Raw genomic sequence first — 22,839 nt, forward strand, 5'->3', positions numbered from 1 at the left:
CCTTCTCTCTCGGCGCCGAAGCAAGAACGGCCCTTCGACAAGCTCAGGGCGAACGGTTGTTGTGCAGGTTCTGCCGCCCTCAATAAGCGGCGCGCGCGGTCTTCTTGCCCATCAGAGTGCGCAAGGTGCGCGTCACGCCCTTCACCACATGGTGCGCGGCAACCTTGGCCGCATCGAGCCGCGGTGCATCGCCCGGACAGCCCGGATTGATGCCAAGCTTGCGCAGGCGGTGATTGACGCGGTGCAGCCGGGCGTCATTGTCGCTCGACCGCGAGCGCCAGGTGACGCTGAACGAGATCGACGGCATCGGCCCGTTGCGCACCCAGTGCGGCGCCTTGACCGGGACGTAGACCGCATCGCCGGGCGCCAGCACGAAATCGATGCCGTACGCGTCGAACGCGGGATCGAAGCGCATGTTGCGATGCCCGCCGGCACGGTGGAACGCCTCCTGATGCTCCTGCGGCACAAGGGTGAAGCGGTCGGCGGAGAAGACGCGCATCGTCTTGAAGCCGGCGACCTGGAACAGGATGTTGTGCTCCGGGTCCATATGATAGGGCGTGACCGAATTGGGCGAGGACAGGAAGATGAACGCCTCGCGCCGCATGTTCGCGCCGGTGCGCGGGCGGACGACGGGATCGATCTCCGCCAGGCAGGCATCGATCAGCTCGGCATAATCGGGGTCCTCATCGACCTTCTTCAGCACCATCCAGCAGCCATTATCGGCAATGGTGCGGACGATCTCATCGACCGGCAGCGCCGCGCGGGTGACGCCGTCCGGGTCCTGGTCGATCGCCAGGTCGCCGCGGCTATGCTCGACATGGCTGGCGGGGAGCCGCGCGGCGAGATCGGCCAGCGCATCGAGCGCGAACTGCGGATGGCCGTGGAGCAGATGCTGCACCCCGACCGGCTTGCCGGGATAGGCGGATGCGAACGCGGCGAGCCCGTCCGGCGCGACCCACTGGTTGGTGGTATCCCATTGATTGACGAGCTGAGCGACCGACATGAACACTGCCTAAACTGGACGTGGTTAAGGATCTGTGTCCATTTCGGACCGATCTAGCGTACCGGGCGGCTGTGCGCGAGCCTTGGCGCGCGCCCTGACGCGACGCGCCAGCCGCTGCGCCCGCACCGCCAGCCGCGAGCTCCAGCGGTCGAACGGCACCGCCAGCGACACCACCGGCAGGCGGTCGACCCAGATCCGGTCGATCATCGGATGACCGGCGCGCGCGCAGCTGTCGACCAGGTCGGGACCGCCCGGCGCCAGCGCATGATCGAGATAGGCCATTTCAAGCAGCACGCCGGGCGAGAACGCGCCATAGGCCTCGTCATAGGCAATCTTGAGCTGGAAGGCGGTGCCCCCGGCGGTGATCACCGCGAGCAGGCTCAGCACATCGTCGCCGACGCGCAGGCGGTGGAACTCAAGCCGCCCGCGCCGGTGCGCCTCGACCAGGATGGCGCGGAAGCAGCGTTCGGTATCAGCATTGGCGGCGGCGGCCACGCCGTCCCGCCCCTTCCAGCCCGACATTTCCAGCCGGAACAGATCGTCGATCCAGGGGCCGGGATCACTATCGGCGGCGAGCAGGTCGACCGTCGCCGCGCCACGTTCGGCGAGGCGATTGCGCAGCCGGCGATGCTCCTTCACCACCTTCTTGCGGATATGGGTGGCGATATAGTCCTCGGCGCTCAGCCCCTTGCGCAGCACGGCGCGGGCATGCGCCCGGGTGACGTCGCAGGGCAGCCCGCGCGCCGCGAGCTCGGCTTGCAGCGCCGCGGTCGAGGCGCTGTCGGCGATCAGCGCGGAGAGCCGCAGATACAGGCCATTGCCGCGCGCGGCGCGCAGCGTGCCGAGCGCCGAGCGCCAGAACGCCGCCTCTTCCCCGGCGCGGATCAGCGGCTCGCCCAGCGCACGCACGCGCTGCTCCCAATTCTGCAGCACGGTGCGCACCCGGCCATTCAGCGCCGTGCGCCGCTGCAACGGCAACACCGCATCGAGCCGCGCCGACCCGTCGGGCAGGTCAGTCCAGCCAAGCAGCAGCATCAGCCCGCCGGATTCGGGCAAGAGCAGCGACGGCCCCGCGACCCAGGGTTCGTAGAAGATATTGGCCGTGCCGGCCGCCTCCGCCAGCGCCGCCCAGGCCTCCGCGACGCCGGGTGCCGGATCGCCCGCGATCAGTTCGGTACGCACGGGCGCGATCCAGGTGTCACCGTCACTCTCCATCCGGCCCGGGCGCGCCGGACATGGCGGAGGTATGACGGGAAAGGTCTTACATCGGGTGAACGGAAGTGGGCGCCGGTGTTCGCCGCTGTTTTACCCCTGATCATCCGGAAAAAACGACGACCCCTGTTATGATGGATTTATGGAATGAGATTCTGGTTTGATTACAATGAGTTAGGAGCGCCCCTTGTTCCGGATAACTGGGGTCGATTTTCGCCGGAGCAGGGGTGGCGAGGTGGTTGCGCTGTTGTGTGGCGGGATGTGGTGCTCGGGGGAGTATATGCGGGTGGCGGAGGTGGGGCACCTCCCTGTTCTCCCTGTTAATTTGCCGAGGTAATTTTTTGGCGGTTTTTCTCCCTGTTATGTTGGAGATTTCCGGGAAATTTCTGGATGTTTTTCATAGACTTGATCGTCGATCTCCCTGTTATCGATTATCAGGGAGATTTTCGGAGATAACAGGGAGCGAGTGCTCGCTGTTTCCGTTGGAACAGGGAGGTGAGTGGTTGATCTTCATCATGTCAAAGAGCGGGATTGGTACGATTACGGTCGGTCTAGAAGACACTGTCATGGGTGATGATGAAGTTGAATCAGTAGGCAGATTGAGGGTAACTCGCGCTCCAACTCTGTTGACAGCGGCAGCTGACTCTTAATCAGCGGGTCCTGGGTTCGAACCCCAGTACGCCCACTCTATTTAATAAAAATATCAATATCTTACGATCAGAATGCCGCTCGACTTACTGTGCCCGTTCTCTGCCTAGGTAACCGTGTAGGTATCGGCGGTATCAAACGAATATTTTCTCTCAAGGCCACCCCGATGGTCCGGAAATCGCTCGATGGAGATTTTGCCCTGCGAGCGATTGCTCTCCCATATTTTTGCCCCATGCCCTGATTGAGCAGCATTCCCATAGCAATTTCAAACCAAATCGAAGCGACCGGCGATTGACGTATCTGGCTTTGCGTGTGCAACTTACAACTTAACCGGGGGCTAAGGGATGATGCAGACTCGTTGGATGATCGCGACAGCGACGGCTGTGATCGGCGCGTGCTTTGGCAACGGCGCAGTAAATGCACGTTTTTTGCAGGTCGATCCTGTGGGATACAAAGATCAGGTCAATCTCTACGCCTATGTGAATAATGACCCCACAAATGGGAAGGATCCGACAGGGCTATATGAATGTGCAGTTGGGAACGATTGTACTAAGTTCGAAAGCTACCGCCAAAGCCTTATTTCCGCTAGAGACAGCTTCAAACCAAACACTCCAGATTACAAAGCAATAGATGGATCATTGCAGAAAATCGGCGAGCCCGGGGTGAAGGGGGTTACTATTGCAGAAGGTGGAGTCAACAAAAGTAATCCTTCTGTAAGCGCAACAATGGACCCTAGTACGTCCACAATGACCGTTTATACTCCGACATTAGAGAAATTGGCGGGAATGACGGCCAATGATCCGACTAAGTTCGGCGCAACTACCATCGGACATGAAGCTAATCCGGATCACATGCGCTCTATGACTGATCGCGCGGATCGCCTAAGCAACGAAGTAGGCGGTTATACAACCCAAGAAGCTACGAGCAGAGCTCTTGGTGTCTACGATTCCACTCAAGCAACAGCGTTTGGTGCGGATAGAGCTACCAGAATCCTAAACAATGCGATCAACTCAGTTAATGCTGCCTGCAAGGGTTCTCAGCATCCAACGTGCATGTAACTTGGGGCAATTCATGAGATACATTGCAATCGTTAGTGCATTGCCATTCGTCACCGTAGCCTGTGCCCACGCCAGCCAGATTAATACTACTCATCCAACCGTATGTTCCTCCACATACGAAGGCAATTCCGATTTAATAAACATAGATATTTTAGTGGTGTCTGATCAACATGGCAGTGTCGCAACCATTAAATCATGCCCTGATCGCTCATTTTCGATTGATTTTTCGGATAGCAATCTTTTCACAAAGCAATACTCTCCTCTTCTTGATAAAATTCAGCTCGATTCAGTTCGCGGCGGAAACCCCATAGAAATGCAAATAACCGGCTTGCTCAGAAAGAGCACTGGCTCCGAGGTGAGAGACACAATCATGGTGCGTTATATTGGAAAATACCAATTTAACTGAATTATTCCTGCATGCCGCCCCTAACTCGTTGGCAAACTGCCTTGATTGTACTTGTTTTATCTACATTTCGTTTGCGTGCGATCGTCTCTAAGCTTTTCGCCATTGCCTTTATCACAACGGTATTAGCCACGTTCGACGGCGAAGCTGACGCCAGCCCCATATCTCGCAATTTGACGGTCGAAGTACGCCGAATGCTCGATGCGCCGGAATCTCGCCTCGATTATCTCGAAGCAGCGACCACTTTTGACCGGCTAGTCGACAAGGACAGCAATGTCGCCGCGACAAATGCGATTGTCGCGAGGCTGGTCGATGCTGCCCGCCAGATGGCCGGCCCCAAGCCGAACGACTCCTACAAGCTCTCAGCGACGCGCCAGGCGATCTACGTCGCTGGGGCATGGAACTACAATCGGGCGTTCAGCTACGATCTTGACGATCCGCTCGGGAGACATGTCAAAAACCGCCTGCTCTCGACCTATATCCAGACGCGTAAGGGCAACTGCGTCTCGATGCCGACGCTATTCCTGATCGTTGCCGACAAGATCGGGTTGAACGTCCACCTCGCAACCGCACCGCTGCACCTCTTCATCCGCTACACGGATTCGAGCGGCATGGACCACAACCTTGAGGCGACCAGCGGTGGACATGAGGCGCGCGCCGAGTGGTATCGCGAGAATTTGCCGATGACTGATCGGGCAATCGAGAGCGGCGTTTATATGCGGACGCTCACCAAGCGCGAAACGATCGCTGAAATGGCAACCACGGTAATGGATTACCTGCTCGACGAACACCGCTATCAGGAAGCAATCGAGATTGCCGATGTGATCCTGGCCATTCTGCCACGCGACGCCTACACGATGGTCAAAAAGGGCAGCGCATTTGCGGGGCAGTTGCAAGTCGAGTTTATCGACAAATATCCCAACCCTGCCCTGATCCCCTCAACGCTTCGTCCTCGCTACCAAATGCTCGCGGCAGCGAACGAAAAGGCATTCAAGGATGCCGAAGCGTTGGGTTGGCGGGAGCCGGTGAAATAGGCTTAGCAGGCGATGGCGCAAGCCTCCTGTTGGCTTCTCCACCGACCGTGCGACAGCGGGCGACCACTATCAGGTGCTCACCCGCTTTCCCCATATCCATGCGCATCAACAGCAGTCGCTGGCCGCCACTTTCAGGGTCTTGCTCGATGGCCTCCGACCATATTCGGAGAACCTGCTGCTTGATTGTCTGATCCTTGGCCATGACCTGCTCCTTGCGTTGCGAACCTATGGGGTAACAGGTCGGAGCCCATGCATTTGCGGCGGACACGCTTACCGCCGTTAGGGCGCAGCATAGGTGGTGCAGACGTGCCTCCTGGCCACAATCGACACTCCCGTGATAGAGTGCCCCTATAACTCCGCAAACCCCGAGCCCACCGTGCAACTCCGCCTCCTGGAATATTTCGTCGCACTCGCCCGGGAGGGGCATTTCGCGCGCGCCGCGGCATCCTGCAACGTCACCCAACCCACTCTCTCCGCCGGACTGGCCGCACTGGAGGAGCAACTCGGCAAGCGGCTGGTCGAACGCGACCGGCGTTATATCGGACTAACCGACGAAGGGCGCGCGGCCTTGCCCTGGGCGCAGCAGGCGATTGCGATGATCGACGGGCTGGAACAGGCGGCCGAGACGGCACGCGGGCCGTTGCATGGGGCGCTGAGGCTGGGTGCGATCCCGGCGTCGATGCCGATGGTCGGGCATTTCACCCGTGCGCTGCGCGCCGCCAATCCCGAGCTGACCGTGTCGGTGCGATCGCTGACCTCGCGCGAGATCGAACAGGCGCTGGGGGCGTTCGAGCTTGATGCCGGGCTGACCTATCTCGATCATGAGCCTCCGACCCAGGTGATTGCCGTGCCGCTTTATGCCGAGCGCGCGGTGTTCGTGGCGCGGACCGGCAGCGGCTTTGATTGTCACCGCACGGTCGCGTGGCCGGAGGTGCTCGCCCAGCCGCTTTGCCTGCTGCATGAAGGGATGCAGAACCGGCGCATCTTCGACGCCCATCTCGCCGCACGCGGCTTTGCGGTGCATCCCGGCGCGACGGCGGATTCCTATGTCGCCTTGCTGGCGATGGTCGAGGCAGGCGGGTTCGCGACGGTGGTGCCCAAGGGCTATACCGCATTGATCCCGACCGACAGCTGGGCGCGAGTGCTGCCCTTTGCCGAACCGTTCCCGGCGAGCCGGGTCGGGCTGGTGGTGCTCGACCGGCGGCCGTCGAGCCAGCTTGCCCAGGCAGCACTTGCCGCCGCCAATGCCATCAAGCTGCCGCGCGGCTATCGCGAGCGTTGATAGAGACTCTCTATCAACCATGAAGTCAGTCGATTTGACCTGACGCCTCGAGCGGGGCCTATCTTCGCCCGATATGCGCAGGACGAGAGAGAGTGAGCGGCCGGCCCCGATATTGACGGCGGAAGCGGTTGCGTATCGCGAGGCGATCGGCCGCTTCATGGCCGGCGTGGCGGATGGGCGCGGTGTGCTGTTGCCGCTGCTCCATGCATTGCAGGAGGAGTTCGGCCATATCGACGATGCGCTGGTGCCGCATGTCGCCGAGGCGCTGAACCTGAGCCGCGCCGATGTGCACGGCGTGGTCACCTTCTATCATGATTTCCGCCGCCAGCCGGCCGGGCGCCATGTCATCAAATTGTGCCGCGCCGAAAGCTGCCAGGCGCGCGGCGGGCGGGCGATCGAGCGCGCGGCGGTCGAGCGGCTCGGCGTGGCGATGGGCACGACCAGCGCCGATGGCCGGGTGACGCTGGAGCCGGTCTATTGCCTGGGGCTGTGCGCGACCGGGCCCAATGCGCTGGTCGATGGCGTGCCGGTGTCGCGGATCGACGGCGCGCGGCTCGAGCGGCTCGCCGTACAGGTGGCGGGATGAGCCGGGTTTTCATCAGCCGCGACATGGCCTCGGTCGCGCTCGGCGCGGACGAGGTCGCCGAGGCGTTCGTGCGGGCCGGTGCCGAAGTGGTCCGCACCGGCAGCCATGGCCTGTTCCGGATCGAGCCTCTGGTCGAGGTGGATACGCCGGACGGGCGTATCGGCTATGGCCCGGTCGCGCCGGATGAGGTTGGCGCCGTACTGGACGGGAGCCATGCCAACCGGATCGGCAAGGTCGCCGACCTGCCCTTTTTCGTGTCGCAGCAGCGCTTCACTTTCTCGCGCTGCGGGGTGATCGATCCGCTCGATCTCGACGATTATGCCGCGCATGGCGGCTGGGCCGGGCTTGCCGCCGCCCGCGCGCTGTCGCCCGCGGCGGTGGTGGCGATGGTCCGGGACAGCGGACTGCGCGGCCGGGGCGGCGCGGGGTTCCCGACCGGGATCAAGTGGCAGACCGTGCTCGATACGCGGGGCGCGGAGAAATTCATCGTGTGCAATGCCGACGAGGGCGACAGCGGCACCTTTGCCGACCGGATGCTGATGGAGGGCGATCCCTATGGCCTGATCGAGGGCATGGCGATCGCCGCCCATGCGGTCGGCGCGGGCCATGGCTATGTCTATATCCGCTCCGAATATCCCTTTGCCGTGGCGGTGATGCGCGAGGCGATCGCGCGGTCGGCGGCGCAGGTCGCGCCCTTCACGCTGGAGGTGCGGGTCGGCGCGGGCGCCTATGTCTGCGGCGAGGAAACCGCCTTGCTCGATTCGATCGAGGGCAAGCGCGGCCAGGTGCGCGCCAAGCCGCCGCTGCCGGCGATCGCCGGGCTGTTCGGCAAGCCGACCGTGATCAACAATGTGCTGAGCCTCGCCGCGGTGCCGTTCATCCTGGCCCATGGCGCCGAGGCCTATGCCGCGGTCGGTTTCGGCCGGTCGCGCGGCACCATGCCGGTGCAGCTGGCCGGCAATGCCCGCAATGGCGGGCTGTACGAAATCGGGTTCGGCATCACGCTGGGCGAGCTGGTCGAGGAAATTGGCGGCGGGACCGAGAGCGGTCGGCCGGTGCGCGCGGTGCAGGTCGGCGGGCCGCTTGGTGCTTATTTCCCGCCGGCGATGTTTCATCTGCCGTTCGATTATGAAAGCTTTGCCACAGCCGGCGGGCTGATCGGCCATGCCGGGATCACGGTGTTCGACGACAGTGTCGACATGGCGAAGATGGCGCGCTTCGCGATGGAATTCTGCGCGGTCGAAAGCTGCGGCAAATGCACGCCGTGCCGGATCGGATCGACGCGCGGGGTGGAGACGGTCGACCGGATCATCGCCGGCGATCGGATCGACGACAATATCGAGATCTTGCGCGACCTGTGCGACACGATGAAGTTCGGGTCGCTGTGCGCATTGGGCGGCTTCGCGCCCTATCCGGTGCTGAGCGCGCTGGATCATTTCCCGGAAGATTTCGGTGGCGCGACGGCGCTGCCCGTGGCGGCGGAGTAAAGTCATGGCGTGGCGCGGCGAAATCGACCTGGGCACCAAGCCCACCGCCCCCGGCGCGGCGATGGTGACGATCACCATCGACGGGCAGCCGGTCAGCGTGCCCGAAGGCACATCAGTGATGCGTGCCGCTGCGCAGATGGGGACGAGCATCCCCAAGCTGTGCGCGACCGACAGCCTGGAGGCGTTCGGATCATGCCGGCTGTGCCTGGTCGAAGTGGAGGGCCGGGCGGGCTATCCCGCCTCCTGCACCACGCCGGTCAGCCCGAACATGGTGGTGCGGACCCAGACCGAGAAGCTCAAGAAACTGCGCCGCGGGGTGATGGAGCTGTATATCTCCGATCACCCGCTCGATTGCCTGACCTGCGCCGCCAATGGCGATTGCGAGCTGCAGGACCAGGCCGGCGCGGTCGGCCTGCGCGATGTGCGCTATGGCGATGCCGGCGCGAGCCATCTTGGCCAGGCCAAGGACACATCCAACCCCTATTTCGATTTCGATCCGTCGAAATGCATTGTCTGCTCGCGCTGCGTACGGGCGTGCGACGAAGTGCAGGGCACGTTCGCGCTGACCATCGAGGGCATGGGGTTCGGCAGCAAGGTCGCGGCGAGCCAGGGGGAGGATTTCTTCTCCAGCGAATGCGTGTCGTGCGGCGCCTGCGTCCAGGCCTGTCCGACCGCGACCCTGATCGAGAAGAAAGTGGTCGAAATCGGTACGCCCGACCGATCGGTCATCACCACCTGCGCCTATTGCGGCGTTGGCTGCACCTTCCGCGCCGAGATGCGCGGCGAGGAGCTGGTGCGGATGGTGCCGTGGAAGGAAGGCAAGGCCAATCGCGGGCATAGCTGCGTCAAGGGGCGCTTCGCCTGGGGCTATGCCAATCACCAGGAGCGCATCCTCAATCCGATGATCCGCGCCTCGATCGACGATCCCTGGCGCGAAGTAAGCTGGGACGAGGCGATCGCGCATACCGCCGCGGAATTCCGCCGCATCCGGAACCACTATGGCAAGCGCGCGATCGGCGGCATCACCTCGAGCCGCTGCACCAATGAAGAGACGTTCCTGGTCCAGAAGCTGGTCCGTGCCGGGTTCGGCAACAACAATGTCGATACCTGCGCGCGCGTCTGTCACTCGCCGACCGGCTATGGGTTGAAGACCGCGTTCGGCACCTCGGCCGGCACGCAGGATTTCGACAGCGTGATGGCGGCCGATGTGGTGGTGATCATCGGTGCCAACCCGACCGACGGGCATCCGGTGTTCGCCAGCCGGCTCAAGCGTCGCTTGCGTCAGGGCGCGCAGCTGATCGTGATCGATCCACGCCGCACCGATATCGTGCGCTCGCCGCATGTCGAGGCGGCCGAGCATCTGGCGCTGCGTCCCGGCACCAATGTCGCGGTGCTGACCGCGATGGCGCATGTCATCGTCACCGAGGGGCTGGTCAACGAAGCATTCGTGCGCGAGCGCTGCGACTGGTCGGAATTCGAGGACTGGGCCGAGTTCGTCGCCGATCCGCGCCACAGCCCGGAGGCGACCGAGCTGATGACTCAGGTGCCGGCCGCGAACCTGCGCGCGGCGGCGCGGCTCTATGCGACCGGCGGCAATGGCGCGATCTATTATGGCCTTGGCGTGACCGAGCATAGCCAGGGGTCGACCACCGTGCTCGCCATTGCCAACCTTGCCATGGTGACCGGCAATCTCGGGCGCGACGGCGTCGGGGTGAATCCGCTGCGCGGGCAGAATAATGTCCAGGGCGCGTGCGACATGGGCAGTTTCCCGCACGAGCTGTCGGGCTATCGCCATGTCTCCGACGATGCCGCGCGCGACATGTTCCGCGACCTGTGGGGCGTGGAGCTCGATCATGAGCCGGGCTTGCGCATTCCCAACATGCTCGACGCGGCGGTCGATGGGACGTTCAAGGCGCTGTACATCCAGGGCGAGGACATCCTGCAGTCGGACCCGGACACGCGGCATGTCTCGGCCGGGCTGGCGGCGATGGAATGCGTCGTGGTGCACGACCTGTTCCTCAACGAGACCGCCAATTACGCGCATGTCTTCCTGCCCGGATCGACCTTTCTCGAGAAGAACGGCACCTTCACCAATGCCGAGCGGCGCATCCAGCTGGTGCGCAAGGTGATGCAGCCGAAGAATGGCTATGAGGATTGGGAGATCACGCAATTGCTCGCGCGCGCGCTCGATTGCGACATGCATTATGGCCATGCGTCGGAGATCATGGACGAGATCGCCGCGGTGACGCCGACCTTTGCCGGTGTGTCCTTTGCGCGACTGGATGAGCTCGGGTCGATCCAGTGGCCGTGCAACGAGGCGGCGCCCGAGGGCACGCCGGTCATGCATATCGGCGGCTTCGCGCGCGGGCGCGGCAAATTCGTGCGCACCGAATATGTCGCGACCGAGGAGCGCACCGGGCCGCGCTTCCCGCTGCTGCTGACCACCGGGCGCATCCTCAGCCAGTATAATGTCGGCGCGCAGACCCGCCGCACCGAGAATAGCCGCTGGCATGAGGAGGACCGGCTGGAAATCCACCCGCATGATGCGGAACAGCGCGGTATTCTCGACGGCGACTGGGTCCAGGTGGTCAGCCGGGCGGGCGACACGTCGCTGCGCGCGCTGATCACTGACCGCGTCGCGCCGGGCGTGGTCTATACGACCTTTCACCATCCGAGCACTCAGGCCAATGTCATCACCACCGACAATTCGGACTGGGCGACCAATTGCCCCGAGTACAAGGTGACGGCGGTGCAGGTCGGGCGCTCCAATGGCCCGAGCGACTGGCAGGAACGCTATGAGGCGCGGTCGCGCCTCTCGCGGCGGATCGAAACGGTCGCCGCCGAATGAGCGGGACGATCGACAAGCTGATCCGCATGGCCAACCAGATCGCGACCGAGTTCGAGAACCAGCGCGGTGCGGACCCGGCGGCGGCGACCTGGGATCATCTCTGGCATTTTTGGGATCCACGCATGTGCGCGCAGATCGTCGCGCATCTCGACCGGGGTGGCGAGGGCCTGAACCACGTCGCGCGGGGCGCGGTCGCGATGCTGCGCGACAAGGGCGGGACGGCGGCGGCCGGATGAGCGACACCAGCCGGCCGGTCGCCTTTGCCCGGATCGCCTCTGCCGGCGGCCGCGACGACGTAGCGCGCGCGGTTGCGGTGGAGGCGCCGGTCTCGGTCGAATTCAACGGCATCGGCTATGCGGTGATGATGGCGAGCCCGGCCGAGCTGGAGGATTTCGCGACCGGCTTCGCGCTCAGCGAACGGCTCGTCGAGCATGCCGACGAGATCCTGGCAATCGATCACCATGCCTCGCCCGCCGGTCATATCCTGCGCATCACCCTGGCGGACTCGCGCACCGAAACCCTGCTGGGCCGGGTCCGCCACCGTGTGTCGGATTCCTCCTGCGGGCTGTGCGGGATCGAGAATCTGGAGCAGGCGCTGCGCCCCCTGCCCGTCGTCACCACCACGAGCACAGCGGACGATGCGGCGATCTTCGCGGCGCTGGCATCTTTACGCGATTTGCAGCCGCTCAATCGCGAAACCGGCGCGGTCCATGCCGCTGCGCAGTGCCGGGCGGATGGTACGATCATGGCCGTGCGCGAGGATGTCGGGCGGCACAATGCGTTCGACAAGCTGATCGGCGCGATGGCGCGTGACGGCCGGGACTGGGATGGCGGCTTTGCGCTGTTGTCGTCACGCTGTTCCTATGAGTTGGTCGAAAAGGCGGCGCTGGCAGGGTGTCCGATGCTGGTGACCATTTCAGCGCCGACCACGCTTGCCGTCGAACGCGCGCGCGCCGCCGGGGTCCGGCTGGTCGTGCTGGCGCGGCCCGACGCCGTGCTCGTCGTTGAAGGCGATGAGGCGTGACGAGATTGCTCGGCGCAATCCTCGCGGGCGGGCAATCGCAGCGATTCGGATCGGACAAGGCGGTGGCGCTGCTTGCCGGGCAAAGCCTGATCGACCGCGTGGCGGCAGCGCTTGCGCCACAGGTCGACGACCTTGTGCTGGCCGGTCGCGAAGATGTGGGCGACATCGTGGCGATACCCGACCGGCCCTCGCCCGGGCTCGGCCCGCTTGGCGGGCTCAACGCCGCGCTGCATCATGCACGGGCGCGAGGCTATGCCGCGGTGATGACAGTCGGCTGCGACATGCCGGTCCTGCCGCCGGATCTCGCCGAACGGCTGCGGGCGGCGGGGTGCCCGTGCTTTGTCGCGGCGGTGCCGATCATCGGCCTGTGGCCCGCCGGGCTTGCCGACCGGCTCGACCTGTTCCTGGCCAGCGATCCGCGGCGATCGATGCGCGGCTGGGCTGCCAAGGCCGGCGCAGCAATGCTGTCGCTGGGGGAGGAGTTGCCCAACATCAACACGCCGGATGATTTGGCACTGCTCGCACGGACATTTCCGGGGGGCTGAGAGGGGTCATCTCGCCAAGCCGCGGCTTCAAGAAACAAATCTAACGCAAGCAATTGATATCACGGATTATATTAGCGCACCGACGAAGTGATGGCGGAGAGAGATATGGTACGCTCCGGTGTAACATATCTCCCGAGCTTGCTTCCCGGGCCCTGTTGCCAACGACGATTCAACCATCACGCAGGATCGGGCATATCATCCCTTGCCGGATTTATACCGGTGCGCTCTTTCTTATGGTCGGAAAACTTTATTGCCACAGTGCTGCCAAGTTAGGCGCGCTGCTGGCCGTTCCACTGATTCACGATCGCATCGCCGGGCGCGACCCAGGCTTCGGGGCGGCTGGCGAGATCCTGGAGCAGCGCTTCGAACGCGTCGATCCGATAGGGCAGCGCCATGATGTAGGGCGTGATGTGGAGCGGCAGCAGGCGCCCGCCATGGGTGCGCCCCTCCCCGGCCAGCCAGTCGAACGCGTCGCGCATCTGTTCGGCATAGCTGTCGGCCGATTGCTGCTGCACGGTGATGATCTGGCGATCCGACAGTTCATGGTTGAGCGGCAGGTTGATCAGGCCATTGGCGAAGCGATAGGGCAGTTCGTCATTCACCCAGTCGCAGGTGTAATCGAGCCCCGCTTCGCGCAGCAGATCCGGGGTGTTCCAGCTTTGTGATCGCGCGATCGACAGCCAGCCGCGTGGCCTGGTCCCCGACACACGCTCCAGCGTGTCGAGCGAGGATGCGATCAGCGCGCGCTCATCCTCGATCGGCAAACCAGTCGCGATCGTGCCGTTCATGTCGGTCGAATGCGCGATGATCTCATGTCCGGCGGCGATGATGTCGGCGATCAGCTCGGGATAGCGTTCAGCGATGGCGGCATTGGTCGCGATCGATGCCGTGACGCCGGCCTTCGCAAAGGCCTCGAGCAAGCGGTAGATCCCGACCCGGGTGCCATAATCGCGCGAGGTGTAGTGGCGGTAATCGGGATAGGGCGTGACCATATGGCCGGGCGCGCGGAATGGCGTGTCGGTCGGGGTGATCGGAAACCATTCAAGGCTTACGCAGACCCACACCGCCACCGTCTTGCCGTTCGGCCATGACACGGGCGGACGATCGAAAATCGACGACCAGAGATAGAGTTCATGGTCATAACCGAGGCGGCGTTTCGGATAAGTGAGATAGGCCGGGTCGAGGCTCATGCCGCGTCCCCCGTCTGAGCGCGCCACGCATCGACGATCTCGCCGGCGCGCGCGATCCAGGCACGGCCGTCCGCGGCGATATGTTCGAGCACGCGTTCGAACGGCCCGATCCGGTGCGGCTGACCGATCAGATAGGCGTGCAGGGGGATGCACATCACCGTGCCCGATCGTTCGCCTTCGGCAGCGAGGCGATCGAACTGGCGGATCAGCGTATCGGCATAGTCACGCGGGCTCATATTATAGACGAAGAAGCCATAATGGTCGTTGACCTCCAGGCTGTACGGGATCGAGGCGAGCCGCCCGCTCTTCACCTTGACCGGCTGCACCTGGTCGTCGTGATAAAGGTCGCAGGTATAATCCAGGCCATATTCGGCGATCAGGTCGAGCGTGCGCGGCGTATGCGTCAGCGCGGGTGCGAGCCAGCCGCGGATGCGCTGGCCGGTCGCGGCCTGCACGGTCGCGATCGAATCCTCGATGATCGCGCGCTCCTGCGCTTCGTCCATGCCGTAAGTATAGCGGGTGTTGTAGATGCCGTGACTGAAGAATTCCCAGCCGCGCTTCGCGCCGTCCTCGACCACCTCGGGATGATGCTGGCACAAAGCGACCGAGAGCGAGACTGAGCCGGGAAAGCCGTGCCGGCTCATCGCCTCTGCCATGCGCCAGTGCGATACGCGGTTGGAATGGTCACGGTGGCTATAGCCGACCACATCGGGATGCGGCCTGGTCCAGCTCTTGCGCAACGGATTGGCCGGCGGGTCGATCTCATAATATTCGAGATTGGGCGCGACCCAGACCGCGACGGTCTTGCCGCCCGGCCAGACGATCTTCGGCCGGTCGCGATAGCGCGAGAAATCATACAGGCCGGGATCGGCGGCACCCTCCTGCATCACCGCGCCTCCAGCCAGTCGATCACCGCCTGGACCGGTTCGACATCGGCATATTTGAGCTGCAGGTCAGTCAGATTGGCGAAGTGATAGCTGGCATGCTTGTCCGCGCAGGTCTCGATCGGCACGATCGTGCGATAGCCATGGCTGAGCGACTCCACTGCGGTCGCGCGGACGCAGCCCGAGGTCGATCCGCCGGTCACCACCACAGTGTCGACCTTGTGCCAGACCAGATAGCTGGCGAGCGGCGTTTCGAAAAAGGCCGACGGCATGCGCTTGGTGAACACCATATCGGCCGGATCGATTGCGCAGCGCGGGTCGAAGGCGTGGCGCTCGCTGTCATATTTGATGTTCTGCAGCGAATCCGGCGTGTTGGTGCGCGTGCCCCACACGCCGGCGTCCGCGGCATTGTCCATATAGGCGACATGGCTCCAGATCACCGGCATGCCCTTGGCGCGCGCCAGCGCCGAGATCCGGTTCACATAATCGATCTGCTGCGGGTCGGTTTCATAGGCAGTGGCGAACTTGTCGATCGCGGTATAGGCCTGCTGGAAATCGACATTCACGATCGCCAGTTTCTCGCCAAAGCCGAATTTGCGGCGCGCGGGATTGGCCATCACTTCCTCGAAGATGTCGCGCGCGGTCCGCCCGTCGTCGATCATCCGGGTTCCGATCACATCCGCCATTTGTCGTCCTTCGTCACGTCACGCCAGAAATACCCCGGGGGCCTCAGCCCCGCGCCGGCCGTCCATCGGTCGGCACGCGCGGATCGATCAGGATGCGCAGCACACGGGCGAGCAGCGCCTCCATCGCCTGCTGGCGCTCGTCCGCTTCCGCGCCGTCATAGCGAATGTCGCGCAGCGTCTCGGTGGTGATCCCGCCCTGCGCGGCGACGATCCGCTCCAGCCGGTCGATCCGGTCGTTCGACACCGACAGCTCGACCAGCAAGGCGAGCGCGATGTTGAGCACTTCCTCGACTTCACGGTCGTCAAGGCTTTGCGGCCGCGTGCCCCGCGCGGAATCAACCAGGGCGAGGATCGCATCAGCGGCCGTGACCATCTCAGCCCTGCTTCCGCGCAGTGATCGCATACCAGCGGATCGCCCCCTGCACCGCCGGCAGATTATGCTCGACGATCGAGTCGGGGTCGAACCCGGCGGCCTGCATATCGGCGATCAGATCGGCCGAGGCATAGGTTTGCCAATGCCGTTCATTGTTGAAATGCGTATCCCAGTCGCGCTCGACCTGATGCACGATCGTCGGCTCGAACCGGATCGAGACGTCCTGATGAATGACGATACCGCCCGGCCGCACCACGCGCGCGGCTTCGCGGATCATGCCCCCGCGCTTCTCCGCGCCGATCTCGTGCAGCAGATTGTGCGAGACGACGAGGTCGAAGCTGTCGTCCGCGAACGACAATGCCGACGCATCCATTTGATGAAAATTCACCGCGACGCCGAGCGATTCGGCCCGCGCATGGGCATAGCGCAGCATGCCCGCGCCGATATCGACTGCATGCACATCGGCATCGGGATAGGTCGCGGCATAGGCGGCCGACGCCGCGCCCGCCGAGCAGCCGAGATCGAGGATCCGCTGCGGCGTGAAACCCGGAAAATGCTCCCCGAGCAGGCGCACAGCAACGCCGGTTTTGCTGTCCGAGCGTCCCGCACCCTGACCGAACGAAAAGACATTGCCGCCGGTTTCGTACAGCGCGCCCGCGACCACATCGTCCGGGCCGCGGTCGAGCCCATAGCCGCCGGGCTGGAGATGAATGTCGATATCCGCCACTTCGGGTGAGGGATCATAGTCCGGATCGAGCGTGAGCGACCCTTTGCGCTCCGGCGCATCGATCAGCGCACGCGCCGCCGCGCTCATCCGATCGAGATCGCGATAGACCGGCTCGCCGACCGACACCCACAGCATCTCCTGCGCCGAGCGATTGGCCGCGCTCCACATCCGGTAACGCTGCGATTCGAACAGGGCGGCGCGAATTTCCTCGGGCGATTGCGGCTGGCGCCCCTGCCGCGCGGTAAAGGCCGGCGCGCCTTCGCTGTCGTAACGCGCGACATTGCCGGAGCGGACGCGGGCATTGAGCAGCTTGCGCAGCGACACGACCGCGCGCTGGCGGCTCAGTTCCTCGGGTGTCGCCTGTGGCAGCACCTCATGCTGGAGATCGCGGACCTTCACGACGCACTCCTTCGAAACAGTGACAGGGACCATGCTATGTCGTTAAGACCGGCAGAGCAATTGTTTTGTTCTAGCATTGATACAATTAACCTCAGCGTTCGATCAGCTCAATCAGCTCGCCGGCCGGGCCGATGACGGTACAGCTTCGCCCACCATCATAGCCCAGACCGTCACGAACCACTGGCGGCATGATCGCAATATCCTCGACCCGCGCGATGTCGTCGATCTCGAAACTCGCCATTGCATTGCCCATCGGCAGCATCCCCGGCGCAGTCGCGCGCGGTGTGGCCATGCGACCCGGCCCGGTGAGATAGCCGTCCAGCTCGATCAAGAAGCCATGTTCGGCCAAGCCGAGCGTGGTGAGCGGGAAGCTCTCTTCCGGCGCAAGCCCCTGGGCGCGCTGGATAATCCGCACCCGCGCATCGCGGATCGGGCGCTGACGCAGATCGAAGCGATCGACGTACCAGCGGTGCATCTCCGGAAAATCGGGACCGGCCACGACCAGGATGAAGGGCCGGTCAACCGCCGCACGCGGACTGGGCAGGATCGATGTGGTGCGGTCGCCCCCCTCCATCGTCAGATAGAGGCATTCGCCGGCCGGACCGATCAGCTGCATCGCCTCGATCGAGGGCATGAACTGGAGCGGGTTCGGCCCATCAATGATCTCGAACGGTGAGTCCCGTAGCCGCGCGGCGAGCGCATGGACATCGTCGACGATGATCTCGCACGCGTTCCAGCCGAAGCTGGTCAGCGGGCGATAATCCGCAATCGCATCGGTCTCGACGGCACGGATATGGACATCGTCCGCGCCGTCGCTGCTCAGGATCAGATAGCGCCGTCCCGCCATCCCCGCCGCCCCCCACCCAATGGCGAGATCAGGGGAGACCGCCCCACGCTCGCGCACCCGGTAGCCCAGCCATTCGACATAGCAATGCTCCAGCCGGTCGAGATCCGGAGCCCCCATCGTCGCCATGCGGAAGCGCGACAAGCGGGGCGTCGAGGTGGAGGTCCAGTCCGCCATCAGCCGAAATGCAGGTCCGTCTTGTTTTTGTGCAGGTCGAGGCGGATCTGATAGCGGTCGGGGCGATACTGGGCGAGGATGTGCTGCACCGGCCGCCCGTTGGTATCGATCACCGTACGGCTGATACGCAGGATCGGCGCGCCGATCTCGACCGACAGCGCGGCGGCCAGCGACGCATCGGCCAGCGTTGCCGAGATGGTCTGGGTCGCGCTGCCGATCTTGACCCCGGCCTGTTCGATCAGCGCCAGAATCGGCGTGGTGCGGAGAGCCGCTCGGGTGATGTGCTCACCCAGATCGGCCGGGACATAGCTGAGGAGATGGCCGAGCGGTTCGCCTTCGAGCCAGCGGACGCGCACGACCCGGATCAACGGTGTCCCCGCCGCCACTCCAAGAGCGTCGCTGATCGGTGCACGTGCCGGCGCCTCGTCGAGTTCGATCAGCTTGACCTGAGTCGATCGTCCAAAGGTCAGCAACGATTCGATCGCCTGGTCAATGCTGCCCTCGATCGGGCGCGCGGGCGGCTCGAAGATGACATGAGTGCCGACGCGGCGCTTGCGTGCGACGAGATTGGTGCTGGCGAGTTCGGCAAGCGCGCGCCGGGCAGTGATGCGCGAGACGCCGAAACTGGCCGCGAGTTCCTGTTCGGTCGGCATGCGCGACCCATTCGCGCGCTCGCCGCTGGTGATCTCCTCTCGCAGGCGTAGGAAAATCTGGTGATAGAGTGGCACTGCATGCAGGCGATCGATGCCACTGATTTCATCGTCGGTTTTTTTCAAAGGATTACGCTCCACGGTTTTACTCTGCCCTTGAAGCCGATAGTGCCCGATCGGCGCCACGACGGAAAGAAGCCTTTGATGAAAACCAAGCCAGTGCTCACCACCGCCGAATTGGACCCGATGCTCGCCGCCGCACTCGCCGAGGCCTCAAGGCGCGGTCTCACCATGTCAGTCGCGATCGTCGATGACGGCGGCTATCCGCTGCGTCTCGTACGGATGGACGGCGCCGGCGCGATGACGCCGTCGGTCGCACTGGCCAAGGCGCGCACCGCGGCGCTGATGCGTGGATCGACCCGCATCCTGGCCGAGCGGGTGGTGAACGAGCCGGCCTTGCTCCGGCTCACCGAATATCTGCCGATGGAAGGCGGACTGCCGATCGTCGCACAAGGTGTCTGCGTCGGCGGGGTCGGGATTTCGGGCGGTCGTCCGGACGACGACGAAGGCGTCGCACAAGCCGGACTCGACACGCTCAACGGCTGAGCCAGCGGACGCGATGCTCAATGCATCTCCTCGCCGCCCGACACGTTCATCGCTTCGCCGGTGATGTAGCGCGCCTGCCCCGAGCAGAGAAAGGCGCAGGCATTGGCGGTGTCGTCCACTTCGCCTACCCGGCCAAGCGGGATGCGCCCGCGCATCGCCGCCAGATACTCCTCGACGCTCTGCCCGCGCATCTTCGCCATATAGTCGTTCTGCCATTCACCCAGGCCAGTCGTGACATGGTTGGGGCAGACCGCGTTGACCGTGATCTGCTCGGGCCCAAGCTCCATCGCCGCCGATCGGGTAAGACCGACCAGCCCATGTTTCGAGGCAACATAGGAGGAGGTCAGCGCGGAACCGGATTTCGCCGCCCGGCTGGCGATCGACACGATCCGGCCCCGGCCCCAGCCCTGCTCGATGTCCTGCGATAGCATCTGCTTCGCGGCATGCTTCATCGCGAAGAAGGCGCCCCGCAGATTGACGTTGAGCACCGTATCCCAGCGATCCTGCGTCGCCTCGATCAACGGGCCGAACAGATAGCCGACCCCGGCATTGTTGACCAAAATGTCGAGCCGGCCAAAGCTGGCGACGGCGTGCGCGACCAGCCCCGCGACCTCATCCTCGACGCGCATATCGGCGGCAAAGGTCGAAACCTCCGCACCCATCGCCCGGATATCCTCGGCCACCGCCTGCATCTCGTCATCGCCGCCAATGCCGTGCGCGGGGGCCATGTCACCGGCGGTCCGGCCGAGATCATGAAGCACGATACGCGCGCCGTCGGAAGCGAGCTTGCGCGCGATCGCCTCGCCCAGACCTTTGCGGCGGCCCGCGCCGGTGATCACCGCCACCTTGCCCGCGATATCGGGATACATCGTCATGTCAGATCTCCATTCCAGCGCGGTAGCCTTCGGCCGTCGCGGTCAACACGGTGCGCGGCGCATAGGCGTCGCCGATGATCGTCACGGGCACGCCGGCGACACGCAGATCGGCGGCAAGCGCGTCATCGGGCCTCCGCGGCGTCGCATAGGTGAACAGCGCGACGTCGCGGATCAGCCCACGCTGCACATTATAGATATTGGCATAAGCGACCTCCCCTTCCTCGAACCGGGAGTCCGGCAGCGGCCGCGCCGAGGTGACGATCTCAACGCCCAGCCGGTAGAGCCGCTGATAGGCGCCCTGGCGCACGACCACCGCCGCATCGCTCGCGATCCGGTCGCGCGGGGTGAGCAGGACAACGCGATCGAATTTGGTGTGGAGCAATTCGGCGGCATCATAGGTGAAGGCAGTGTGGTCCTGATCGTAGATCACCGCCGTCCCGGGCTGGCGCGTGGCGAAGCCGGCCAGCATCGCGACTGCTTCGCGCAGATCGGGAAAGAGGCCCTCGCCGCGATAGATGTCGGGCAGGAACGCCGGCCAGGACGGGGTCGAGCCGGTCGCCAGAACGACATGGTCGGGCGCGATCGCCAGTATTTCCTGCGCATCGACATGGCGGCCAAGCCGAAAGCGCACGCCGCAGCGGTCAGCGCGCAGCCGCTGATAGTCGTAGATGCTGCTGAGATTCTCTCCACCCGGCAGCAAGGCATGCAGCCGTGTCTTGCCGCCCGCCTCGTCGCCTGCGCCGAACACCGTCACGTTATGTCCGCGCGCGGCCGCGACCCAGGCAGCTTCCATCCCTGCGATTCCCGCCCCGACGACAGCGACCCGCCGACGGACGGGAGCGAGGTCCGGCTGCCAGTCGGCCTCGTCCGGGGCACCGACGCGCGGATTATTGTCGCACAGCAATCCCCGGCCGCTGGTGATCATGTGCCAGCAGGTGTTGCACGAGACGCAGTAGCGGATCTCCGCCTCCCGTCCCGCGCGCGCCTTCGCGCCCCAGGCCGGATCGGTAACCAAAGGGCGGGCGAGCATGACGAGATCGGCAAGCCCGTCACGGACGATGCGCTCGCCCTCATTGGGATCGGTGATCAGCCCCAGCGCACCGATCGGCGTACCGGGGGCGGAGCGGCCAAGCGCCGCGATACGGTCGACATAGGGCGCGCGCGGCCCATGGAGATCGGGGAGATGCTCGCCCAGCGTGTCGCCATGCGCGCCCCAGCACCAGGTCAGATAATCCGGCACGCCAGTCGCCTGGACCAGCGCAGTGATCGCCGCCGCCTCGGCCAGATCCACGCCGCCGGGAACGCCATCCTCGCCGGGCAGCTTCACGCCGATCAGGAAGTCACGGCCGCATGCTGCGCGCAGACCCTCGACCAGTTCGGTCAGCAGCCGCACACGGTTGGCACGGTCGCCGCCATAGGCGTCCTCGCGGATGTTTGCCTGAGGCGACAGGAACTGGTGAAACAAATGACCGTGTCCGGCGGAAATCTCCACCCCGGCAAAGCCCGCACGGGCGAGGCGCAACGACGAAGCGATGAACTCGTCGATCATGCGCCGCACCTCATCGGTCGAAAGAGCATGAGGAATCGTCCAGCTCAGATCGTCCGGCAATGCCGACGCGCCGAAAGCATAGTCGTTGCGCCCACCACCGCGAAAGCCGCGGCCATTGTCCTGCACCTGGCCGAGCATGAGTCCGCCCGCCGCCTCCACCGCCGTCGCCCAGCGGGCGAAAGCCGCTTCATTCTCCGCGGTAAAGGCCATCGGCCGGGTCGGCAGCCTGTGCCAGTGCAGCATGGCCATGGGTTCGCTGACCAGCAGCGACGCGCCGCCCCGCGCGCGATTGACGTGATAATCGATCAATCGATCGGTCACCCCGCCGCGATCGGCGTAATGCGTTGACATCGACGCGTGAACGATGCGGTTGGGCAGCGTGCGCGTACCGATCCTGACCGGCGAGAACAGATGCGGATAGGCGGTCACGACGGGGCTCAGGCCGGCGCGTGCATCCTCAGCACGCGCTCGATAAAGCCCTTACGCCAGGCGGTGCGTTCAGCCTCGACCGCATCGTCGGTGCGATAGGCCTCGATATCGGCGCGGCTCACAGCGCCCTTCTCGTCGAGCAGTCGCTCAATCGTATCGACCCGGTCGCGCAACGCCGATGTCTCGGCCATCAGTTCGAGCAGGAACGTCATCATCTGATCGATCGACGGATCGTCGAAGAATTGCGGCCGCTTACCCTTGCTGACGCGTGGCAGGCTTACCTCGCCCGGGGGTGTCTTCGCCATACTGGCACCTTTTCG

At 64.2% G+C, this 22,839-nt stretch carries 23 protein-coding genes; 11 read left to right on the plus strand and 12 right to left on the minus strand.

Annotated elements, in window-relative coordinates; translation table 11 throughout:
- Positions 1-79 precede the first annotated feature (79 nt).
- On the minus strand, positions 80-1,003 hold the full coding sequence (locus tag ACRECS_RS00410; protein WP_431580973.1) for a JmjC domain-containing protein: 924 nt from the start codon (positions 1,001-1,003) through the stop codon (positions 80-82).
- A 24-nt stretch (positions 1,004-1,027) separates the two neighbouring features.
- Positions 1,028-2,185 (minus strand): GNAT family N-acetyltransferase, encoded by a 1,158-nt coding sequence (locus ACRECS_RS00415; protein WP_431580974.1) that lies wholly within the window; start codon positions 2,183-2,185, stop codon positions 1,028-1,030.
- Between the two features lie 1,022 nt (positions 2,186-3,207).
- Here ACRECS_RS00415 and ACRECS_RS00420 point away from each other — a divergent pair.
- The 10 genes from ACRECS_RS00420 to ACRECS_RS00465 all read left to right on the plus strand — a co-directional run bounded on the left by ACRECS_RS00420 (position 3,208) and on the right by ACRECS_RS00465 (position 13,130).
- Positions 3,208-3,921 carry an RHS repeat-associated core domain-containing protein gene (locus ACRECS_RS00420; protein WP_431580975.1) on the plus strand — a complete coding sequence of 238 codons (714 nt, stop codon included), beginning with the start codon at positions 3,208-3,210 and terminating at the stop codon, positions 3,919-3,921.
- Between the two features lie 13 nt (positions 3,922-3,934).
- Positions 3,935-4,327 carry a hypothetical protein gene (locus ACRECS_RS00425; protein ID WP_431580976.1) on the plus strand — a complete coding sequence of 131 codons (393 nt, stop codon included), beginning with the start codon at positions 3,935-3,937 and terminating at the stop codon, positions 4,325-4,327.
- Between the two features lie 41 nt (positions 4,328-4,368).
- On the plus strand, positions 4,369-5,358 hold the full coding sequence (locus tag ACRECS_RS00430; protein WP_431580977.1) for a transglutaminase family protein: 990 nt from the start codon (positions 4,369-4,371) through the stop codon (positions 5,356-5,358).
- A 376-nt stretch (positions 5,359-5,734) separates the two neighbouring features.
- Positions 5,735-6,640 (plus strand): LysR family transcriptional regulator, encoded by a 906-nt coding sequence (locus tag ACRECS_RS00435; protein ID WP_431580978.1) that lies wholly within the window; start codon positions 5,735-5,737, stop codon positions 6,638-6,640.
- A 112-nt stretch (positions 6,641-6,752) separates the two neighbouring features.
- The gene (locus tag ACRECS_RS00440) at positions 6,753-7,226 is read left to right on the plus strand and encodes a formate dehydrogenase subunit gamma (protein ID WP_431580979.1); all 474 of its coding nucleotides are present in this window, start codon (positions 6,753-6,755) and stop codon (positions 7,224-7,226) included.
- Positions 7,223-8,713, plus strand: coding sequence for an NADH-ubiquinone oxidoreductase-F iron-sulfur binding region domain-containing protein (locus ACRECS_RS00445; protein WP_431580980.1), 1,491 nt, complete (start codon positions 7,223-7,225; stop codon positions 8,711-8,713). The genes ACRECS_RS00440 and ACRECS_RS00445 overlap by 4 nt, the downstream gene beginning before the upstream one ends.
- A 4-nt stretch (positions 8,714-8,717) precedes the next feature.
- Positions 8,718-11,561 carry a formate dehydrogenase subunit alpha gene (gene fdhF / locus ACRECS_RS00450; RefSeq protein WP_431580981.1) on the plus strand — a complete coding sequence of 948 codons (2,844 nt, stop codon included), beginning with the start codon at positions 8,718-8,720 and terminating at the stop codon, positions 11,559-11,561.
- Positions 11,558-11,797, plus strand: coding sequence for a formate dehydrogenase subunit delta (locus ACRECS_RS00455; RefSeq protein WP_431580982.1), 240 nt, complete (start codon positions 11,558-11,560; stop codon positions 11,795-11,797). Before fdhF ends, ACRECS_RS00455 begins: the two co-directional genes overlap by 4 nt.
- Positions 11,794-12,585 carry a formate dehydrogenase accessory sulfurtransferase FdhD gene (fdhD, locus tag ACRECS_RS00460; RefSeq protein ID WP_431580983.1) on the plus strand — a complete coding sequence of 264 codons (792 nt, stop codon included), beginning with the start codon at positions 11,794-11,796 and terminating at the stop codon, positions 12,583-12,585. Before ACRECS_RS00455 ends, fdhD begins: the two co-directional genes overlap by 4 nt.
- On the plus strand, positions 12,582-13,130 hold the full coding sequence (locus ACRECS_RS00465; protein WP_431580984.1) for a molybdenum cofactor guanylyltransferase: 549 nt from the start codon (positions 12,582-12,584) through the stop codon (positions 13,128-13,130). The genes fdhD and ACRECS_RS00465 overlap by 4 nt, the downstream gene beginning before the upstream one ends.
- A gap of 269 nt (positions 13,131-13,399) precedes the next feature.
- Here the strand turns inward: ACRECS_RS00465 and ACRECS_RS00470 are convergent, their stop codons facing one another.
- The 7 genes from ACRECS_RS00470 to ACRECS_RS00500 all read right to left on the minus strand — a co-directional run bounded on the left by ACRECS_RS00470 (position 13,400) and on the right by ACRECS_RS00500 (position 19,186).
- Complete coding sequence (locus ACRECS_RS00470) at positions 13,400-14,320, minus strand: polysaccharide deacetylase family protein (protein WP_431580985.1); 921 nt, start codon at positions 14,318-14,320, stop codon at positions 13,400-13,402.
- Positions 14,317-15,207 carry a polysaccharide deacetylase family protein gene (locus ACRECS_RS00475; protein WP_431580986.1) on the minus strand — a complete coding sequence of 297 codons (891 nt, stop codon included), beginning with the start codon at positions 15,205-15,207 and terminating at the stop codon, positions 14,317-14,319. Before ACRECS_RS00475 ends, ACRECS_RS00470 begins: the two co-directional genes overlap by 4 nt.
- Entirely contained in the window at positions 15,207-15,890 is a 684-nt protein-coding gene (locus ACRECS_RS00480; RefSeq protein WP_431580987.1) for an isochorismatase family protein, read from the minus strand. The genes ACRECS_RS00475 and ACRECS_RS00480 overlap by 1 nt, the downstream gene beginning before the upstream one ends.
- A gap of 43 nt (positions 15,891-15,933) precedes the next feature.
- Entirely contained in the window at positions 15,934-16,263 is a 330-nt protein-coding gene (locus ACRECS_RS00485; RefSeq protein ID WP_431580988.1) for a hypothetical protein, read from the minus strand.
- A 1-nt stretch (position 16,264) separates the two neighbouring features.
- On the minus strand, positions 16,265-17,389 hold the full coding sequence (locus ACRECS_RS00490; protein WP_431580989.1) for a class I SAM-dependent methyltransferase: 1,125 nt from the start codon (positions 17,387-17,389) through the stop codon (positions 16,265-16,267).
- 91 nt (positions 17,390-17,480) lie between these two features.
- Positions 17,481-18,410, minus strand: coding sequence for a hypothetical protein (locus ACRECS_RS00495; RefSeq protein WP_431580990.1), 930 nt, complete (start codon positions 18,408-18,410; stop codon positions 17,481-17,483).
- On the minus strand, positions 18,410-19,186 hold the full coding sequence (locus ACRECS_RS00500) for a GntR family transcriptional regulator (RefSeq protein WP_431580991.1): 777 nt from the start codon (positions 19,184-19,186) through the stop codon (positions 18,410-18,412). The genes ACRECS_RS00495 and ACRECS_RS00500 overlap by 1 nt, the downstream gene beginning before the upstream one ends.
- Positions 19,187-19,264: 78 nt before the next feature.
- Between ACRECS_RS00500 and ACRECS_RS00505 the strand changes: the two genes are divergently transcribed.
- Complete coding sequence (locus ACRECS_RS00505) at positions 19,265-19,666, plus strand: GlcG/HbpS family heme-binding protein (RefSeq protein WP_431580992.1); 402 nt, start codon at positions 19,265-19,267, stop codon at positions 19,664-19,666.
- Positions 19,667-19,683: 17 nt separating this feature from the next.
- Here the strand turns inward: ACRECS_RS00505 and ACRECS_RS00510 are convergent, their stop codons facing one another.
- The 3 genes from ACRECS_RS00510 to ACRECS_RS00520 are packed head-to-tail and all read right to left on the minus strand — an operon-like array spanning position 19,684 to position 22,824.
- Positions 19,684-20,541, minus strand: coding sequence for an SDR family NAD(P)-dependent oxidoreductase (locus ACRECS_RS00510; RefSeq protein ID WP_431580993.1), 858 nt, complete (start codon positions 20,539-20,541; stop codon positions 19,684-19,686).
- Position 20,542: 1 nt separating this feature from the next.
- Positions 20,543-22,519, minus strand: a complete 1,977-nt coding sequence (locus ACRECS_RS00515; protein WP_431580994.1) for an FAD-dependent oxidoreductase — start codon at positions 22,517-22,519, stop codon at positions 20,543-20,545.
- Between the two features lie 8 nt (positions 22,520-22,527).
- Positions 22,528-22,824 (minus strand): hypothetical protein, encoded by a 297-nt coding sequence (locus ACRECS_RS00520; protein WP_431580995.1) that lies wholly within the window; start codon positions 22,822-22,824, stop codon positions 22,528-22,530.
- Positions 22,825-22,839 lie beyond the last annotated feature (15 nt).

It is taken from the genome of Sphingomonas sp., from assembly GCF_050725575.1.
Lineage (GTDB): Bacteria > Pseudomonadota > Alphaproteobacteria > Sphingomonadales > Sphingomonadaceae > Sphingomonas.

What these genes read in the sequence shown, in the direction of transcription:
- fdhD (WP_431580983.1), top strand. Translation starts at nt 11,794, where the DNA reads ATGAGCGACACCAGCCGGCCGGTCGCCTTTGCCCGGATCGCCTCTGCC.
- ACRECS_RS00470 (WP_431580985.1), bottom strand. Translation starts at nt 14,320, where the DNA reads ATGAGCCTCGACCCGGCCTATCTCACTTATCCGAAACGCCGCCTCGGT.
- ACRECS_RS00510 (WP_431580993.1), bottom strand. Translation starts at nt 20,541, where the DNA reads ATGACGATGTATCCCGATATCGCGGGCAAGGTGGCGGTGATCACCGGC.
- fdhF (WP_431580981.1), top strand. Translation starts at nt 8,718, where the DNA reads ATGGCGTGGCGCGGCGAAATCGACCTGGGCACCAAGCCCACCGCCCCC.
- ACRECS_RS00495 (WP_431580990.1), bottom strand. Translation starts at nt 18,410, where the DNA reads ATGGCGGACTGGACCTCCACCTCGACGCCCCGCTTGTCGCGCTTCCGC.
- ACRECS_RS00520 (WP_431580995.1), bottom strand. Translation starts at nt 22,824, where the DNA reads ATGGCGAAGACACCCCCGGGCGAGGTAAGCCTGCCACGCGTCAGCAAG.
- ACRECS_RS00485 (WP_431580988.1), bottom strand. Translation starts at nt 16,263, where the DNA reads ATGGTCACGGCCGCTGATGCGATCCTCGCCCTGGTTGATTCCGCGCGG.
- ACRECS_RS00455 (WP_431580982.1), top strand. Translation starts at nt 11,558, where the DNA reads ATGAGCGGGACGATCGACAAGCTGATCCGCATGGCCAACCAGATCGCG.
- ACRECS_RS00425 (WP_431580976.1), top strand. Translation starts at nt 3,935, where the DNA reads ATGAGATACATTGCAATCGTTAGTGCATTGCCATTCGTCACCGTAGCC.
- ACRECS_RS00505 (WP_431580992.1), top strand. Translation starts at nt 19,265, where the DNA reads ATGAAAACCAAGCCAGTGCTCACCACCGCCGAATTGGACCCGATGCTC.
- ACRECS_RS00410 (WP_431580973.1), bottom strand. Translation starts at nt 1,003, where the DNA reads ATGTCGGTCGCTCAGCTCGTCAATCAATGGGATACCACCAACCAGTGG.
- ACRECS_RS00420 (WP_431580975.1), top strand. Translation starts at nt 3,208, where the DNA reads ATGATGCAGACTCGTTGGATGATCGCGACAGCGACGGCTGTGATCGGC.
- ACRECS_RS00445 (WP_431580980.1), top strand. Translation starts at nt 7,223, where the DNA reads ATGAGCCGGGTTTTCATCAGCCGCGACATGGCCTCGGTCGCGCTCGGC.
- ACRECS_RS00475 (WP_431580986.1), bottom strand. Translation starts at nt 15,207, where the DNA reads ATGCAGGAGGGTGCCGCCGATCCCGGCCTGTATGATTTCTCGCGCTAT.
- ACRECS_RS00480 (WP_431580987.1), bottom strand. Translation starts at nt 15,890, where the DNA reads ATGGCGGATGTGATCGGAACCCGGATGATCGACGACGGGCGGACCGCG.